Source organism: Pedobacter sp. AC402, assembly GCF_979252805.1.
The window spans coordinates 33255-49122 of record NZ_CEEDAI010000008.1 but is presented as its reverse complement, the minus strand read 5'-3'; the positions used below and the strand labels follow the sequence as shown (position 1 = coordinate 49122).

The following is a 15868-nucleotide window of genomic DNA, read 5'->3' as shown; positions in this document are numbered from 1 at the left end:
AGCAATTGGTTTACAGTATAAATAATCGTAAATATTATTCCTATTAATTAATTATCAGCGTTTTACCTGCATTTTCTTAGATATACTCATTTATCGCGCATAGCGTTAAGTTGTAAATTTAAAAAAATAAAAATGCAGAGAATGACAAAATTGTTTAGAGAAGTGAGTTTAATTGGTTTAATATTAATGACAGTTATTTTTTTTAGTAACTGTAAAAAAAGTGTGAAAGCGAATGATGTGCTGGTTGATAGTACTCAGCTGTTTTCGAAAGATTCGAGCGCGGTATTGGCCGCAACCAGTGGCAGTACTGGCAAATTAAGCCTTTCAGGATTAAAATCCGAAGGTGGTTACGCCTTTAAAATTGCACAATCAATTTCTGGTGGTGATAGTGAAAGCGCAAAAGAGCAATCAGTATTAAGGTTATTTGAAAACGGTGTAGAAATTGGCCCTGCCCATAGCGTACACGATGATATAAGAAACATTGGTAAAGGAAGGTTTAGCCATTGGGGCACCACGGTTATATTTTCAGCATCTGATAATTCAGACCCGAGAACCAACGGCCGTTCTTATACTTATTTAATAGGCGGTACAAGCGCGGCTTTGCCTCCGGCAGAGGTACAAACACCCAGCACACCAGCAAACACCACGGTTAATGCAGCGTTGGTAGGTTATGCTTTGGTAAATGGTAAAACAACAGGTGGCCAGGGCGGGGTAGAAACTACTGTAAGTACTTTGGCGCAGTTAAAAGCTGCACTTGGCGATAATGTAACCCGTACAGTTTATATTAATGGTACCATTAAAGGCGCGGGTACCGATCCGGTTTATGTAAAATCCAACAAATCCATTATTGGTAGATCTGGTGCTGTTATAGAAGGTGTTAACCTATTTATTTATACGGTAAACAACATTGTAATTCAGAACATTACCTTTAAAAATTATGTAGAACAAGCTGCGGTACAGATTAAAGAGGCTGCCCACCACATTTGGGTAGATCATTGTGATTTTTCTACAGACCGTTCACGCGGTTGGGAATATTGGGGTAAAGATATTACCATTACCAGAGAATCTGATTATGTAACGGTATCATGGAATAAGTTTCACGATACAAATTTATCTGTGCTGATTAGCGGCGGTATTGAAGGTCATGAATCCGATAAAGGAAAATTACACATCACCATGCACCATAACATGTGGTACAATGTTACCGAAGTCGCGAGCCTTCAATGAATTATGGAAGTGTGCATATGTTTAACAATTATCACCTTAACAATGCCGGTTACTCTATCGGCACAAGAGCTGGTGGTATTGTACGAACAGATAACGAATATTTCTCTAACTGTGCCAAACCTTTAACAACAAAAGTAGCAAGCGATCCTGAAGGATATTTTAGCGGCATTGACACCAATATTTACGATAAATGTGGTGCAAACAATATAACGACGACAGTTTCTAACTGGATTCCAGATTATGATTACAAATCATTCCTTAACGATGCAGCCAGTGTGCCTGCCATTGTTATGGCAAATGCTGGTGCCAGATAAGTAAACCAAAATCTTCATATTTTTTCTGCAAAAAGCCACCTGGATAGGTGGCTTTGCAGTTTAAATTAAAATTTTGACATGATGAATATGACCAAAAAAAAGATTTTTATCGTGTGCGATTCTTCCAGGTCATTGCTCGATTTTCGCGGCAAACTGATCGAAAAGATGCAGCAGCACAACCAGGTGTATGTTTTTACACCTAAAATAGAACTAGAATCGGTTCGGAACAGGTTAAAAGAACTCCAGGTAATTACTTACGAAAGTAAGCTCGATGGCAGTAATGTTTCTATCTTATCCGACCTGAGGTTTATTTACTCACTTTATAAACTAATCAGGGCAATTAAGCCCGACGTTTTTTTTCCTTACACTTTTAAACCGGTTATTTATGGCTCATTTTTAGCCAAAATATGCAAGGTTAAATTAATTGCCCCAATGCTCACCGGGTTAGGCTATAATTTTACAGATAATAGCACTAGTAACAAACTGATTGTTAAAATAACCCGGTTACTGTTAAAGTTAAGTCTAAAACCCAATCCCAGTTTAAATATCATATTTCAAAATAAGGATGATTCTGAGCGATTGATTGATTTAAAAATCCTAAATAAAAAACATCAGGTATATGTGGTAAACGGCTCAGGCGTAGATTTAAGTCACTACAACTACTCAAAACCAAGTACATCGCCCATTACCTTTTTAATGGTATCCAGATTGATCAATGCAAAAGGAATAAAAGAATATTACGATGCTGCAAAAATGATCAGAAGCCGCTTTCCGTTAACTGTTTTTAAATTAATTGGTCCTTATGATAGCAATATAGATGCAATTACCCCTGCCTTATATCAGGAAATAGCCTCTGGAGATACCATAAAGTACATGGGGCAGGTTGATGATGTGCGGCCAGAAGTAGAAAGTTCTTCTGTAATGGTGCTTCCATCTTATTATGGCGAAGGCGTACCGAGATCTGTACTGGAGGGAATGGCTATGGGAAGAGCGGTAATTACCAGCGATTCTGTGGGTTGCCGCGAAACGGTTAATAACGATCCTAAACAAGCTAACGGCTTTCTTATCCCGGTTAAAGATGCCGGTGCACTGGCCAGTAAAATGGAGTACTTTATTAATAACAGTGATGATATTATTGCTTATGGAAACAATGGGCATCAATTTGCAAAGGCAAAATTTGATGTAAACATTGTTAATGCAGCACTTTTTAAGATTATGCAATTACAGGCCTAACCAGCCCGGGCACACAAATAAACTAACCAAATAAATAAACTAAACCTTAAACTGTGAACAATACATTTATTTACAAACGAGCCACCTTAGCCGATTTCAGAGAAGCTATAGATGAGTATGGATGGGTTGTATATGAAAAAGCAATCAGTCAGAAATTAATTTCAGAAATCACCACAGGTTTTGAAACATCTTATCTTTTAAGGAGAGAAATACAGGTTTTGAATGGAATTGATGAAAATATGGAGGGCACGCTGCATCATTTGCTCGAGAAAGACAATTTTGCAATTGAACTTTTGAGCAAATTATACTGCCACAGGGAAATCCGCGATTTTTTGGGCGGTAACTATATCCTCAATGGCATTAACGGGGTAATTAACTCCAAAAAAAGTAAATCTTATATCCAGAATATCCACCGTGATGTGCGCACCTTTTCATCCGAATCGAAATTTATGATCCAGATGATTATTGTACTTGATGATTTTACCATTTTCAATGGAGCCACACATTTTCTTTCAGGTTCTCATAAGCTGGATATTAAGCCTGATGAAAAGCATTTTAAGGCTTTTTCTAAACAGGCCATTGCTAAAAAGGGTAGTATCATCCTCTTTGATTCCAATATCTGGCATGCTGGAGGAATCAATTTTACCCGTAAACACCGCAGGGCTTTAACTTTGGGCTTTACAAAACCTTACATTAAACAACAGTTCGATTACCCTCGTTTTCTGGGTTACGAATTTGGCGAAAAAATAGATAGCGATTTAAGGCAGATCATTGGCTATAATGCCAGGGTGCCTGCCAGCTTACAAGAATATTACAGGCCGGTAGAAAGCAGAATGTATAAAACAGATCAGGGATAGATGTGATTACAATGGAAACAATAACGCATGCAGCCAAAACAATTGGAGGCTATATACCACTCGAATTATCGAAAGGAGCAGTTTATTATCCAAATTTAATTGCCCTTAACACAGGTAGGAATGCTTTGGAATATATACTGAGGATAAGAAAGTACACCAGCATTTACCTGCCATACTTTACCTGTGAAGTTTTATTGGAGCCCTTAAAAAAATTAAATGTAAAATATCATTTTTACCATATAGACGAGGATTTAGATCCGGTAATTGATTTCGAAATTGGCGAACGAAGCTGTTTCCTTTACACCAATTATTTTGGGATAAAAACTGCTACCGTTAAAAGGTTGGCTAAAGAGATTAAACATCTGATTATTGACAATGCACAGGCCTTTTTTTGTGAGCCTATAGCAAATTGCGACACTTTTTATTCCTGTAGAAAGTTTTTTGGCGTACCCGATGGTGCGTACCTTAATATTTCTACCCAACTTGGTTTAAGTTTAAAACAAGATCAATCTACAGACCGTTTTTCGCACCTGATTAAAAGTATCGATCTGAATATTGAGGAAGGTTATGCCGATTATATTGCAAATAACAATGTGCTTTGCCATAACGAAATCAAAAAGATGTCTGTTTTAACAGCAACAATTCTGGCCAGCATTGATTATGAAAAATGTGCTCAAATTAGAAAGAGCAATTTTGCTTACCTCGATGAGCATTTAGGTGAGGAAAATATTTTAAGGCTAAATTTCTCAGGCAACGATGTTCCGATGGTTTATCCGCTTCTGCTAGAAGATCCTTCCATAAAAAAGCAGCTCATCAATCAAAAAATTTTTGTGGCTACGTATTGGCCCAATGTTTTTGAATGGGCCCCATGCCGATAGTTTTGAATTTTTCCTGGCGGTAAATCTGGTTTCAATACCAATCGATCATCGCTACAGCTTAGCAGATATGGCCCTGATAGTTAAAGCATTAAAGCAACTGATATGATCACGGAAATTTACCTTAGGCCATTGGCATTGAAAGATGCAGAGGTATCGTACAGATGGCGGAATGACCCTGAAGTATGGTTATATACCAAATTTATGCTTAAACAACCCATCACGGCCGAAATTGAGAAACAATGGTTACTGAATAAGCTTGATTTAACAAATGAAAAACGTTTTGCCATTTGTGTAAAAAACACCAACGAATATATAGGCAACATCCAGCTGCTTGATATTGCAAATGAAACCGCCGAATTCCATCTTTTTATTGGCGAAAAAAAATACTGGGGCAAGGGTATTGGCTACCATGCATCATTAATGCTGCTTAAATATGCCTTTTATAACCTTAACCTTAAAAATGTGTTTTTAGAAGTGCATGCAGAGAATTTGGCAGCATATTCAATTTATAAAAAAGTTGGCTTTCAACCTGTTTCGCAACAATCAGATTTTATAAAAATGGTAATTAATGCTTCAGTTCTAGCAACCATACATTAATCTATCCTGTAAAGAAAAACAATAAATACAACTTCCAAATGAGAAAGATTATTACAATTGATGATAAGCAAGAATGGTCTGACTATGTAAAACGTGCGCTTCACTACGATTTTTATCACACCTGGTATTACCATTCATTAGATAAAAGTGGCCTGCCAATATTATTTGTATACGAAGAAGATGAAAACTTTATTGCTTTTCCGCTTTTAAAACGAAATATTCCGGGCTCCGATTTTTTTGATTTTACCTCTGTTTATGGATATACAGGCCCAATATCCAACATGGATTTCGAATTCCTCGACGATGATTTTATGGAGCGTTTTAAAACATCTTTTGTCGGTTTTTTAGAAACAGGGCAAAATGTAACGGTTTTTTCGAGGTTACATCCATTTTTTAACCAGGAAAGATTGATGGAAAAGTTTTCGGGCGTACATGCAAATGGGAAAACCGTTGCGATTGATTTAACCACAACAATTGAAAGCCAGCGTGCAGGTTACCGAAAAAGTGTAAAAGAAAAAATAAGGCGTTTACGCAAGCGCGATTACGAAGTCAAAATTTCTACTGATATTAATGATGCAAGCATATTTTCTGAAATATATACAGAAAACATGATCCGCATTGGGGCCAAAGATCACTATCTTTTTAACAATGCATATTTTGTGGCACTGCTTTCTTCGGATGAGTTTGACAGTAAACTTTTTCTGGTGTACAAAGATGGTATAGCCATTTCGGGGGCGATTGTGGTTTGTACCAATGAAATTATGCAGGTACATTTGCTGGCCACCAAAACCACTTACCTGTTCGAGTCTCCTGCAAAATTATTAACAGATGAAATTACCGTAATCGGCAGGCAGCTTGGCTATAAGTATTTTAACCTGGGCGGTGGGGTTAACTTTAAAGAAGATAACCTCTTTGGCTGGAAAATGGGTTTTTCTAATTTATGCTTCGAATTTAACAGTTGGCGTTACATTGCCAATAACGATTTATACAATAGTTTATTAAACGAAAGATCGCTTGATCCTTTCTCAAACATCGATTTTTTTCCACTCTACCGTAGTCCCGTAATTGCTTCTTAATCAATTAAGTTTTTTTAAAACACTGTTATGCAGATTGAAAATAATGCTACCGGTACTGCTTTACAATTTACGTTAAAACAAAAAGACGATTGGATAAAGTATGTTAAGCTTGCTGCGGATTATGATTTTTATCATTCCTGGCATTATCATTCTTTAGCAGCAAATGGTAACCCCATTTTATTTGTATATGCAGAGGCGGGTAACTTTATTGCCATCCCGTTATTGGAACGTGCCATTCCGGATACCATCTATTATGATCTGCATTGTGTTTATGGTTATACCGGACCGATTTCAAACTTAAAGTTTGCCGATTTGGATGATGGCTTAATGGATAATTTTTTAAAAGCTTTTTTTTTATTTCTAGATAAGGGCAATTACATATCGGTTTTTTCAAAATTGCATCCGTTTTTCAGCCAGAATGAACTTTTACAGCGAACTGAGGGTTTATTTGAAAATGGAAAAACCATTGCCATTAATTTAAAGCAAAATATAGAAGAACAACGTAAACAATACAGGCAAACCACAAGAGATAGCATTAAAAAGTGCCGTAAATTTGGTTATGTTGCTGTAGAAAGTAAGTTGCAACCTGATATTGCTGCTTTTGCCAAACTCTATCAATCAAACATGACCCGCATCAGTGCGGCAGATTTTTACCTTTTTGATGAAGCATATTTTACTAACCTTATTAACTCCACCGAATTCGACTGTAAACTGATCTTGATTTATGCCAACCAGGATATTGTTTGCGGAAGTATTATTATGTGTACCAACGGCATTATACAAGGCCACTTAATTGCTACCAATGCCATTTACCTTAAAAACTCCCCGGCCAAGTTTTTAGTGGATGAAGTGAGTGAACTCGGGCGGAAATGGAATATGAAATATTACCACTTAGGTGGTGGCCTTGCTTTTAAAGAAGATTCCCTTTTCGAATGGAAATTGGGCTTTTCCAATATGGTTTTAGATTATTACAGTTGGCGTTATGTTGCCAATAAAGCCGTTTACAATCAATTGGTAGAAAACTCGGGTAACCACTTGCAAAGCAATGCAGATTTTTTTCCCCTTTACAGAATGATTCCTCACTAAACCAAACCTTACACAAATATTTAATGATTCTCAATTATGAAAAAGATTTTTTTTCCCGATAAAGCGCACTCAAGATGGTTGATTTTACTGATCGATCAGTTAATTGTGGTTTGGACATTGTTTGTATCAATCGTATTAACCAATACTTTGAGCTATGCAGATGTGTTTAGCTCCAGCAACTCCATTTATGTAGCCTTATATTGCTTTATTGCGGCGGGTGTTTTTATGTCGTTAAGGATCCACACCGGTATCATCCGCTATTCCAATACTGAAGATATTTTGCGGGTTTTTATGGCTGTTTTTGTAACCAGTTTGCTTTTTATCAGCGTAAATAAAATCTTGTCTCAACGGTTTCAATTGCTTTGGAGCCAGATGGATAAGGCCTTGATCCTGAACTTTTTTATCTCATCATCACTACTTATTCTTTTAAGGATTTTGGTAAAAGGGGTGTTCTTGTTTTTTAAAGAGCTTAAATCAGAAACCAAAGAAAATATTTTAATTTATGGTTCAGAAAAAAAGGCAATCCTTATTAAAAAGGCAATAGAGCAGAATGAAGATTCAGATTTGAATGTTGTTGGCTTTATTGATGATAACAGAGATCGTGTAGACAAATACCTCGAACAGAAAAAAGTTTATCATTCGTGCTCAGTTGAACTTTTGAAAGATAAACACAGCATTAAAAAAATTCTGTTTGCCGAAGATGCATTGAATACGCTGAATAAAAAGAAAATTATCGACATCTGCGTTAACCAGGGCATTAAAGTAATTATGGTGCCCCCATCAGATAAGTGGCTGTATGGCAAATTGGATGCCCATCAACTAAGAGATTTAAAAATTGAAGACCTTTTGGAGCGCGAACCAATTAAGCTGAACAAGAAAAATATCCTTAAAGATTTAAGCGGGAAATGTATTCTGGTAACGGGTGCTGCGGGCTCAATTGGCTCAGAAATTGTTCGCCAGGCTTTGCAGTATAATCCTAAAACTGTTGTTCTGTGCGATCAGGCTGAAACTCCGCTTCACGATTTAAAACTCGAACTCGAAGATAATTTTCAATCGGCCAACGTGAAAATTTTTATGGCCAATGTGCAGAATGTAAACCGCATCAGAACGTTGTTTGAACTCTATAAGCCCGAAATTGTGTTTCATGCGGCAGCCTACAAACATGTACCCATGATGGAGGATAACCCTGCCGAAGCCGTTTTAACCAACGTGTTGGGCACAAAAAACATGGCAGATGTATCAATGGAATATAACGTAGAAAAATTTGTAATGATTTCTACCGATAAAGCTGTAAAACCGACCAATGTTATGGGCGCATCCAAACGCCTTGCAGAAATTTATATTCAATCTTTAAACAGTCCTGAAATATTAGCCAATGGCGAAATTACTACCCAAGCATCCAGTACCCGTTTTGTAACCACCCGTTTCGGCAATGTATTGGGCTCCAACGGATCGGTAATTCCAAGGTTTAAAAGCCAGATTGAAAAAAGAGGTCCGATTACTGTAACCGATCCGGAAATTACGCGGTATTTTATGACCATCCCTGAAGCCGTTCAGCTGGTGATGGAAGCCGGAGCAATGGGAAAGGGAGGCGAGATATTTCTTTTTGATATGGGCAAGCCCGTTAAAATTGTAGATCTGGCTGTAAATATGATCAAATTGGCAGGTTTAACACCTTATGCCGACATCGATATTGTGTTTACTGGTTTAAGGCCGGGTGAGAAACTTTACGAAGAACTTTTGCTTATGGAAGAAGAAATTATGGCAACCCACCATCCTAAAATAAAAATTTCTCAAAAAGTAGCATATAATTACCTCTATGTTAACCAGATTATTAAAGATCTTATTGTGCTCAACAACAATGGAAATGATTTAAACATGGTAAAGAAAATGAAAGAAATTATACCAGATTACATCAGCAACAACTCACGTTACGAAGAGTTGGATCTGTTGGTGGCTAATTAACTACCGTAAAATCACCCTAATAAAATTATTTAGTATTAGTTATCTAAATAATTATTAAATTGCATCAAGTAGTCGTCCCAGATTGTTGATCGAGTTTAAATGTTTATTTTAAATTAAATTAACTGCTATGAGTTTAAATGTAGGCCAGGTTCTTGAGCGTGTTGTACGCCGGGATAGAATGGGAATAAGTGAATTATCCCGTAAATTGAATGTAAGTAGAAGAACCATTTACAATTGGTTTGATCAAAAAAGCTTAAACCCTGAAATTATCTGGAAAGTGGGTACCGTAATCGGTCATGATTTTTCTGTAGAATTACCAGAAACCTTTTCTAAAAGTGGAAATCAGCTTAACGAAGCTTTCGATACCCATACTGAAGATTATACAAAAGGCGATCCCAATTCTGTTTATTTCTGGATGAACAAATACATTAAGCTGCTGGAAAAATATAATGAAATATTAAGCCACACCAATCTTGAAAAAAACGCTTCTGAAACAGTGGCCCATCACACCATGCCCAGAAACAACCACCGTACAATTTCTTAACACCAACTTATAATCTTTTAGTTTCCATTAAAAATTCAATACATTCCTTTGAGTTTGCAGCCCTGCAGGCTCTTTTTTAATTAGTATTTATCTCTCTAAACACATGCGCCATAATTTTTTTTATGGTGCTGGATTTCTATTCACTAAATTTTTTTGAATCATGAAAACAATTAACGCGTTAACTCTACTGTTATCACTATTTATTTTTCAGGGCGCTAAAGCCCAATGCTCAGGTTTATGGTGGCACAGGTATCCGGTATTCTGTAGGTATCGAAACCGGCCTTGCAACTGGTTATTTGGCCGATAAATATGAAGCTCCACTGGGTGTTTCAGCTCAGGCGGAGTTTCCAATAACCGAAAGCATACTTTATGCTACCGTAAATACCGGTTTCAATAACATTTTTGCTTCTGCCAGCTATGCGCATTTGGTAGACGATTTAAAACTTGTTCCCTTTAAAGCAGGACTAAAATATTTTTACCGGAGCAATCTTTATCTCCAATCTGAAATCGGTTTTTCCTTCCTGCTCAACAAAGCAGATTGCGTTGAAGGAAAAAATGCAGCCTTTATTTATGCACCGCAGGTTGGAATGATATTTTACCTGCACGATAGCAATTATATCGATGCAGGGCTACGCTTTGAAAGCAATGGCAAATTCTACCTCTGCGATCATACCAACAACTTTGTTGGTTTCAGAATTGCCTGGGGCTTCAGCCTGTAAAAAGGTGAGGCGCCTCAGTGATCATCTTTAATCGCTTTATACATGAAAGCAAGTATACAGTACAATACCATGAATGGGTTGTGGATCCTTTTTATCGACTGCAAATACGAAGATTCGCCTAAGTATATCAGGATGATTACGAAAATTATAATCAAAATGCTCTCCGGAACAATTATTTCCGGTAACAGGCGCAGGGTTAGATCAGGGCGGCACTATCTGATTCATGAGCATGTGGTAGAACTGCACACCGATGAGTGGTTTCCATTGGTTTTGGCCAGTGATAGGAAAGAACTCCTGGAAGGTATAAAGTCTATTTTTATGGATATGAGCGGCAAAAAGTAACAGCCAGTTGAGCATTTTATTAAAATAACCGTGCAAAGCGGTTGCGGAATAAAGAAAATTCAATAACAACTAATTAAAAAATTATGTGCGGAATTATAGGTTACATCGGTTTTAGAGCGGCATGGCCAGTTGTATTAAAAGGTTTAAAACGGTTAGAATACCGTGGTTATGATAGTGCAGGCATTACTGTAATGAATGGCCTAAAGCAAAATATGTACAAAAAGGCAGGTAAGGTTTCTGTTTTAGAAGATTATGCCAAAAATTTCGATTGCACAGGTAATGTTGGAATGGGACATACGCGCTGGGCCACCCACGGACAGCCATCTGATCGTAATTCGCATCCTCATACCTCAAATAATAAACAACTTTCCATCATCCATAACGGAATAATCGAAAATTATGCAACCCTTAAAGAAGAGCTTTTAACCAGAGGACATCAGTTTAGTAGCGATACAGATACAGAGGTTTTGATTCATCTGATTGAAGAAATACAGAACATGGAAGGTACCGATTTACTAGAATCTGTGCGTTTGGCCTTAAACGAGGTAGTAGGTGCCTATGCAATTGTGGTTATGGACAAGCGGACACCAGATTGTTTGGTGGTTGCACGTAAAGGCAGTCCGATGGTAATTGGTGTAGGCAGTGGCGAATATTTTATTGCTTCTGATGCCACACCCATTATAGAATATACCAAAAATGTAATCTACCTGAATGATAATGAAATCGCTATAATTAGTAAAAGTGAACTTTTGATCAAACGCCTGGATAACGTTATTCAAACACCAACCATACAAGAATTAAACATGAAACTCGAGATGCTGGAAAAAGGCGGGTTCGATCATTTTATGCTAAAAGAAATTTTTGAACAGCCCCGTTCCATTCAGGATTGTATGCGCGGACGTATTTACCCGCAACAAGGCAAGGTACAATTGGGCGGGATTAAAGAATTTGCCGAAAAACTTAAAAATATAGACCGGATTATTATTGTGGCCTGTGGTACCTCCTGGCATGCGGGTTTAGTAGGCGAATACCTGATAGAGGAGTACGCAAGGATACCTGTAGAAGTAGAGTATGCCTCCGAATTTAGGTACCGTAATCCCATTATAACAGAAAAAGATGTGGTTATTGCCATTTCTCAATCTGGCGAAACGGCAGATACCATGGCAGCGATTGAGATGGCCAAAGAAAAAGGAGCAACCATTTTTGGCATATGCAATGTTGCCGGAGCATCTATACCGAGGTTAAGTCATGCCGGAGTGTACACCCATGCCGGACCAGAAATTGGAGTAGCCTCAACCAAAGCTTTTACCGCACAGGTAACGGTTTTAACCTTAATGGCCTTTTACATGGCCCAGCAAAAAGGAACCATCAGTAAAGAGAAATTAGTAAGCCTACTTGCCGAATTGGAAAATATTCCGAACAAAGTTCAGGAGGCTTTAGCGGCCAACGAGTTGGTTAAATACATTGCAGCTGAGATAAAAGAATCGAGCAACTGCCTGTTTTTGGGCCGGGGTAGTGGTTTCCCTGTAGCCCTGGAGGGTGCTTTAAAACTCAAAGAAATATCATACATCCATGCTGAAGGTTATCCTGCGGCAGAAATGAAACACGGACCAATTGCATTAATTGATGAGCAAATGCCGGTTATTTTTATTGCTACGCACAATTCATCTTATGAAAAAGTAATCAGCAATATTCAGGAGGTTAAGGCACGTAAAGGAATTGTAATTGCCATTGTAACTAAAGGAGATACAAAGGTACGGGATATGGTTGATTACTTTATCGAAATACCCGATGCGGATGAAGCATTTTTACCACTGTTGGCCACCATTCCATTGCAATTGCTGGCCTATCATATAGCTGTAATGAGGGGTTGTAATGTAGATCAGCCAAGAAATTTGGCAAAATCGGTTACAGTAGAATAATTTTTTAATAATATACGGGAAGGTTGCTCCGAAAGGAGTGGCCTTTTCTTGTTTTCGGGCAAATGTAAATGACAACCATACTTATTAATAACATCTATCATGTTGCCAGTCTGAAGCCTGTAAAACACCCATGAAGAAATCAAACTTTTAATATCGATGGTTTTCATTAAGGCAATCGCCACTGCTGAAGAACGAAGCAATCTTAAAGTAGACGCTTGGTAGCGATCGTTGTAGGATTGCTTCGTTGGCTGAAAAAGCCGGCTCGCAATGATGAATCCGTTTTTGCTTTCATCCGAAGTCAACGCTCCGATTTAGCGGCAATCGTTACTCCTTAATATTCGATTACAACCTTACCAATTGTTTTTCCGCTTTCTAACAAACGGTGTGCTTCCTTCAAATTTTCAACTGTAAACCCTTTTAATGTGGTGTTTAAAGTTGCCTGAAGCGTTCCGTTATCCAGTAGTACCGCCATTTTATTTAAAATACGGTGTTGCTCCTCCATATCTTCTGTTTGGTACATCGAACGGGTATACATCAGTTCCCATGAAAACGTAACACTTTTGTTTTTTAGTTTATTCAGTACAATTGGGGTGGCAGAGCCAGGTTATAGAAACAATATGTCCCTGCGGCTTTATCAATTCTACTATCGCATCCCAATAGCTGTTTAAGTCAACAAAATCAAGCACAAAATCTACTTCCTTGTAACCTGCCAGCCGTATTTCTTCAATTAAGTTGTTGTGGTTAACCACCAAATCTGCACCCATAGCCTTACACCATTCTTTGGTTTCATTGCGCGAGGCAGTGGTAATTACCTTTAATCCGCTTATTTTTTTTGCAAGCTGAATTGCAATTGAACCTACGCCACCAGCTCCTCCAATAATCAGTATACTTTTTCCTTTGTCCTTTTCAGCATCAATACGGATGCGGTCGTAAAGCGATTCCCATGCGGTTAGGGCAGTTAATGGCATTGCTGCGGCCTCAGCATCACTAAGTTTAGTCGGTTTTGTACCTACAATACGCTCATCTACCAACTGATATTCAGCATTTGATCCGCTGCGGGTTAAATCTCCGGCATAGTATACTTCATCGCCAACTTTGAAAAGTGTAACTGCATCTCCAACAGCTTCCACTGTTCCACTCGCATCCCAGCCAATTATTTTAGGCGTATCAAGCGTGGTATCCTTAGCCCCGCTTTGGCGAATCTTAAAATCAACCGGATTTATACTGATGGCCTTAATCTTTACTAAAATATCACGCCCCTGTGCGGTCGGAATCGGGGTTTCAAATTCGATAAAACTTTCATTTTCTGCAATCGGGAGCGATGTTTTAAATCCTATAGCTTTCATATTATTTGCTTATATAAATGTGCAATGCTTAATTATTTTATATAGCAAATATAAACTGATATTGTGTTCATATTCAGTATAACTTTGCTTTTTATTGGTAAATTTGCGCTATATTAAAGCGTAATGAATAGAGAAACTATATATAATCCCTACGAAATTGTTTACGAAAAATTAGATGAAAGCCCTAAGTACGGCCATAAACACCTATTTTTCGAACTGGTTTATATCTTATCAGGCACAGGGAAACAATGTATAAACAACAATAAGTTCGATTACCGGCCTGGCCATATGTTCCTGATTACTCCGGAAGATTGCCATTCGTTTGAAATTGAGACGACTACCGAATTTTTCTTTCTCCGTTTTGGTAATGTGTACATCCGCTCCAAAGATTTTAATACCGGTGATGTACAGCGGATGGAATATATTTTGCAAAATGCAAGTCACCAGGCAGGGTGTATCCTTAAAAACCAATCAGATAAACCTTTTATCAAATCACTTATACAAGCTGTAATAGCAGAACACCTTAACCACGATTTATACAATAAAGAGCTGATTACTAAAATGGTTGATACGATGATTGTAGTGGTTGCCAGAAATATTGCTAAATACATGCCCGCGGCTGTAAAAGAAGATGCTGAAGAAAAAACGTTGGCCTTGCTTAATTACATTCAGGCCAATATTTATAATCCGGAAAAGTTGAGGGCAGAAAAACTAAGTAGAGAATTTGGCATTTCGGAGAACTATTTCGGTAAATATTTTAAAAAACATACCAACGAAACATTACAACAGTACATTGCCAATTTAAGGATAAAACTTATTGAAGCACGTTTACGCTTTAGCAGTATGCGGATTAACGAAATTGCCTACGAATTGGGCTTTACAGATGAAAGTCATTTAAATAAATTCTTTAAATCGCAAAAGGGATTGAGTTTGAAAGCTTTTAGAAGTGCTGTTGCAAGTTAATTGCGAATGATTTGTTCTTAGTATCTTCAACATCAATTTAAGCGTTTTTAACCACAGTTAAAAACAGATATACACGAATCTTCATATCTGTGTGCATTCTTTTTATCTGTGGTTAAATTATAGTTGGCCAGCATTGGTGCTTTACACCAAAAATAACCCATCCCAAAAGCGATTTAGTTCCTATTAAAACTCCAAAAAACATTAATCAATCAATTTTTATAAAAGGATTGTAGCTCCAGAATCCGTTTTGTTTTTAAATCTTTTTCTCCAGAAAAAAACTGATCAATTACCTGGTTAAAAATAGGAGGTGCACCAGGCACCGAAGCGAATAAACTCATGCAAGAACAGAGTTTAAGGTCATCCGGACTGCCAAAAATCCTGTGTGCACTAAGCCCTTTGTGGCTTAACAGTTTCTCCGAAATTTCTATAAGCCTTTTACCCAATATGGGGTGAGCTAAATAATCTGAAGCCTGTTTAAGGTCGCGGATGGCATAATATTTAGCAGTATCAGAAAACCCCAATCCCTGGATCTGCGGAAATATATACCACATCCAATGCGACTGTTTTCTTCCTGAGGTAATTTCATCAAATGCCCTGGCATAATCACGTTCCTGCGCGGAAATGAATCTTTCCAGTTCCTGCTCATCCAGATTTTTAAAAGATTGCATTTGGTGGGTTGTATTTTTCATAACAGAATTTTAAACTACAATTATTTAACCATATGATTCTTGAAATGGTTTGGAATATTCCACTCAATTCCCCCTTAAAAACCAAGCTGCTGTTCTTATTGTTATAATAA

The 15868-nt window shown here is 37.6% G+C and carries 17 protein-coding genes; 14 read left to right on the top strand and 3 right to left on the bottom strand.

Features of this window, described 5'->3' with window-relative positions; all coding sequences use genetic code 11:
- The first annotated feature begins 141 nt into the window (after nt 1-141).
- From AC0IWE_RS09390 to glmS, 13 genes are all read left to right on the top strand, one after another.
- Entirely contained in the window at nt 142-1227 is a 1086-nt protein-coding gene (locus AC0IWE_RS09390; protein ID WP_471792872.1) for a pectate lyase family protein, read from the top strand.
- Nucleotides 1228-1244: 17 nt separating this feature from the next.
- Entirely contained in the window at nt 1245-1541 is a 297-nt protein-coding gene (locus tag AC0IWE_RS09385) for a hypothetical protein (protein WP_471792871.1), read from the top strand.
- Nucleotides 1542-1628: 87 nt separating this feature from the next.
- Entirely contained in the window at nt 1629-2774 is a 1146-nt protein-coding gene (locus AC0IWE_RS09380; protein WP_471792870.1) for a glycosyltransferase family 4 protein, read from the top strand.
- A gap of 53 nt (nt 2775-2827) precedes the next feature.
- Nucleotides 2828-3631: a phytanoyl-CoA dioxygenase family protein gene (locus AC0IWE_RS09375; RefSeq protein ID WP_055911694.1), complete on the top strand. Its 804-nt coding sequence runs from the start codon at nt 2828-2830 to the stop codon at nt 3629-3631.
- An 11-nt stretch (nt 3632-3642) separates the two neighbouring features.
- The gene (locus AC0IWE_RS09370) at nt 3643-4509 is read left to right on the top strand and encodes a hypothetical protein (protein ID WP_471792869.1); all 867 of its coding nucleotides are present in this window, start codon (nt 3643-3645) and stop codon (nt 4507-4509) included.
- A gap of 102 nt (nt 4510-4611) precedes the next feature.
- On the top strand, nt 4612-5106 hold the full coding sequence (locus AC0IWE_RS09365) for a GNAT family N-acetyltransferase (protein ID WP_471792868.1): 495 nt from the start codon (nt 4612-4614) through the stop codon (nt 5104-5106).
- 38 nt (nt 5107-5144) lie between these two features.
- Nucleotides 5145-6182: a GNAT family N-acetyltransferase gene (locus tag AC0IWE_RS09360; protein ID WP_471792867.1), complete on the top strand. Its 1038-nt coding sequence runs from the start codon at nt 5145-5147 to the stop codon at nt 6180-6182.
- Nucleotides 6183-6209: 27 nt separating this feature from the next.
- The gene (locus AC0IWE_RS09355) at nt 6210-7268 is read left to right on the top strand and encodes a GNAT family N-acetyltransferase (protein ID WP_471792866.1); all 1059 of its coding nucleotides are present in this window, start codon (nt 6210-6212) and stop codon (nt 7266-7268) included.
- 36 nt (nt 7269-7304) lie between these two features.
- Complete coding sequence (locus AC0IWE_RS09350; RefSeq protein WP_471792865.1) at nt 7305-9233, top strand: polysaccharide biosynthesis protein; 1929 nt, start codon at nt 7305-7307, stop codon at nt 9231-9233.
- Between the two features lie 127 nt (nt 9234-9360).
- A complete protein-coding gene (locus AC0IWE_RS09345) occupies nt 9361-9777 on the top strand; it encodes a helix-turn-helix domain-containing protein (protein ID WP_055911676.1) in 417 nt (138 codons plus the stop codon).
- Between the two features lie 296 nt (nt 9778-10073).
- Nucleotides 10074-10496: a hypothetical protein gene (locus AC0IWE_RS09340; protein WP_471792864.1), complete on the top strand. Its 423-nt coding sequence runs from the start codon at nt 10074-10076 to the stop codon at nt 10494-10496.
- 42 nt (nt 10497-10538) lie between these two features.
- Nucleotides 10539-10838 carry a hypothetical protein gene (locus tag AC0IWE_RS09335; protein ID WP_055911670.1) on the top strand — a complete coding sequence of 100 codons (300 nt, stop codon included), beginning with the start codon at nt 10539-10541 and terminating at the stop codon, nt 10836-10838.
- 83 nt (nt 10839-10921) lie between these two features.
- Nucleotides 10922-12760, top strand: a complete 1839-nt coding sequence (glmS, locus tag AC0IWE_RS09330; RefSeq protein ID WP_463494247.1) for a glutamine--fructose-6-phosphate transaminase (isomerizing) — start codon at nt 10922-10924, stop codon at nt 12758-12760.
- Nucleotides 12761-13091: 331 nt separating this feature from the next.
- Here glmS and AC0IWE_RS09325 read toward each other — a convergent pair whose 3' ends face one another.
- Both AC0IWE_RS09325 and AC0IWE_RS09320 read right to left on the bottom strand, forming a co-directional pair.
- On the bottom strand, nt 13092-13280 hold the full coding sequence (locus tag AC0IWE_RS09325; RefSeq protein ID WP_471792863.1) for a zinc-binding dehydrogenase: 189 nt from the start codon (nt 13278-13280) through the stop codon (nt 13092-13094).
- 52 nt (nt 13281-13332) lie between these two features.
- Nucleotides 13333-14106: a zinc-binding alcohol dehydrogenase family protein gene (locus AC0IWE_RS09320; protein WP_471792862.1), complete on the bottom strand. Its 774-nt coding sequence runs from the start codon at nt 14104-14106 to the stop codon at nt 13333-13335.
- 123 nt (nt 14107-14229) lie between these two features.
- Here AC0IWE_RS09320 and AC0IWE_RS09315 point away from each other — a divergent pair, with 123 nt between their 5' ends.
- Nucleotides 14230-15069 carry an AraC family transcriptional regulator gene (locus AC0IWE_RS09315; RefSeq protein ID WP_471792861.1) on the top strand — a complete coding sequence of 280 codons (840 nt, stop codon included), beginning with the start codon at nt 14230-14232 and terminating at the stop codon, nt 15067-15069.
- A 209-nt stretch (nt 15070-15278) separates the two neighbouring features.
- On the opposite strand, the gene AC0IWE_RS09310 is transcribed toward AC0IWE_RS09315, so the two are convergent.
- Nucleotides 15279-15758 carry a DUF1810 domain-containing protein gene (locus AC0IWE_RS09310; RefSeq protein ID WP_471792860.1) on the bottom strand — a complete coding sequence of 160 codons (480 nt, stop codon included), beginning with the start codon at nt 15756-15758 and terminating at the stop codon, nt 15279-15281.
- Between the last annotated feature and the right edge of the window lie 110 nt (nt 15759-15868).

Excerpts from the sequence above, each read along its gene's own strand:
- AC0IWE_RS09390 (WP_471792872.1), top strand. The coding sequence starts at position 142 with ATGACAAAATTGTTTAGAGAAGTGAGTTTAATTGGTTTAATATTAATG.
- AC0IWE_RS09385 (WP_471792871.1), top strand. The coding sequence starts at position 1,245 with ATGTTTAACAATTATCACCTTAACAATGCCGGTTACTCTATCGGCACA.
- AC0IWE_RS09380 (WP_471792870.1), top strand. The coding sequence starts at position 1,629 with ATGACCAAAAAAAAGATTTTTATCGTGTGCGATTCTTCCAGGTCATTG.
- AC0IWE_RS09370 (WP_471792869.1), top strand. The coding sequence starts at position 3,643 with ATGGAAACAATAACGCATGCAGCCAAAACAATTGGAGGCTATATACCA.
- AC0IWE_RS09365 (WP_471792868.1), top strand. The coding sequence starts at position 4,612 with ATGATCACGGAAATTTACCTTAGGCCATTGGCATTGAAAGATGCAGAG.
- AC0IWE_RS09360 (WP_471792867.1), top strand. The coding sequence starts at position 5,145 with ATGAGAAAGATTATTACAATTGATGATAAGCAAGAATGGTCTGACTAT.
- AC0IWE_RS09355 (WP_471792866.1), top strand. The coding sequence starts at position 6,210 with ATGCAGATTGAAAATAATGCTACCGGTACTGCTTTACAATTTACGTTA.
- AC0IWE_RS09350 (WP_471792865.1), top strand. The coding sequence starts at position 7,305 with ATGAAAAAGATTTTTTTTCCCGATAAAGCGCACTCAAGATGGTTGATT.
- AC0IWE_RS09345 (WP_055911676.1), top strand. The coding sequence starts at position 9,361 with ATGAGTTTAAATGTAGGCCAGGTTCTTGAGCGTGTTGTACGCCGGGAT.
- AC0IWE_RS09335 (WP_055911670.1), top strand. The coding sequence starts at position 10,539 with ATGAAAGCAAGTATACAGTACAATACCATGAATGGGTTGTGGATCCTT.
- glmS (WP_463494247.1), top strand. The coding sequence starts at position 10,922 with ATGTGCGGAATTATAGGTTACATCGGTTTTAGAGCGGCATGGCCAGTT.
- AC0IWE_RS09325 (WP_471792863.1), bottom strand. The coding sequence starts at position 13,280 with ATGTACCAAACAGAAGATATGGAGGAGCAACACCGTATTTTAAATAAA.
- AC0IWE_RS09320 (WP_471792862.1), bottom strand. The coding sequence starts at position 14,106 with ATGAAAGCTATAGGATTTAAAACATCGCTCCCGATTGCAGAAAATGAA.
- AC0IWE_RS09315 (WP_471792861.1), top strand. The coding sequence starts at position 14,230 with ATGAATAGAGAAACTATATATAATCCCTACGAAATTGTTTACGAAAAA.
- AC0IWE_RS09310 (WP_471792860.1), bottom strand. The coding sequence starts at position 15,758 with ATGAAAAATACAACCCACCAAATGCAATCTTTTAAAAATCTGGATGAG.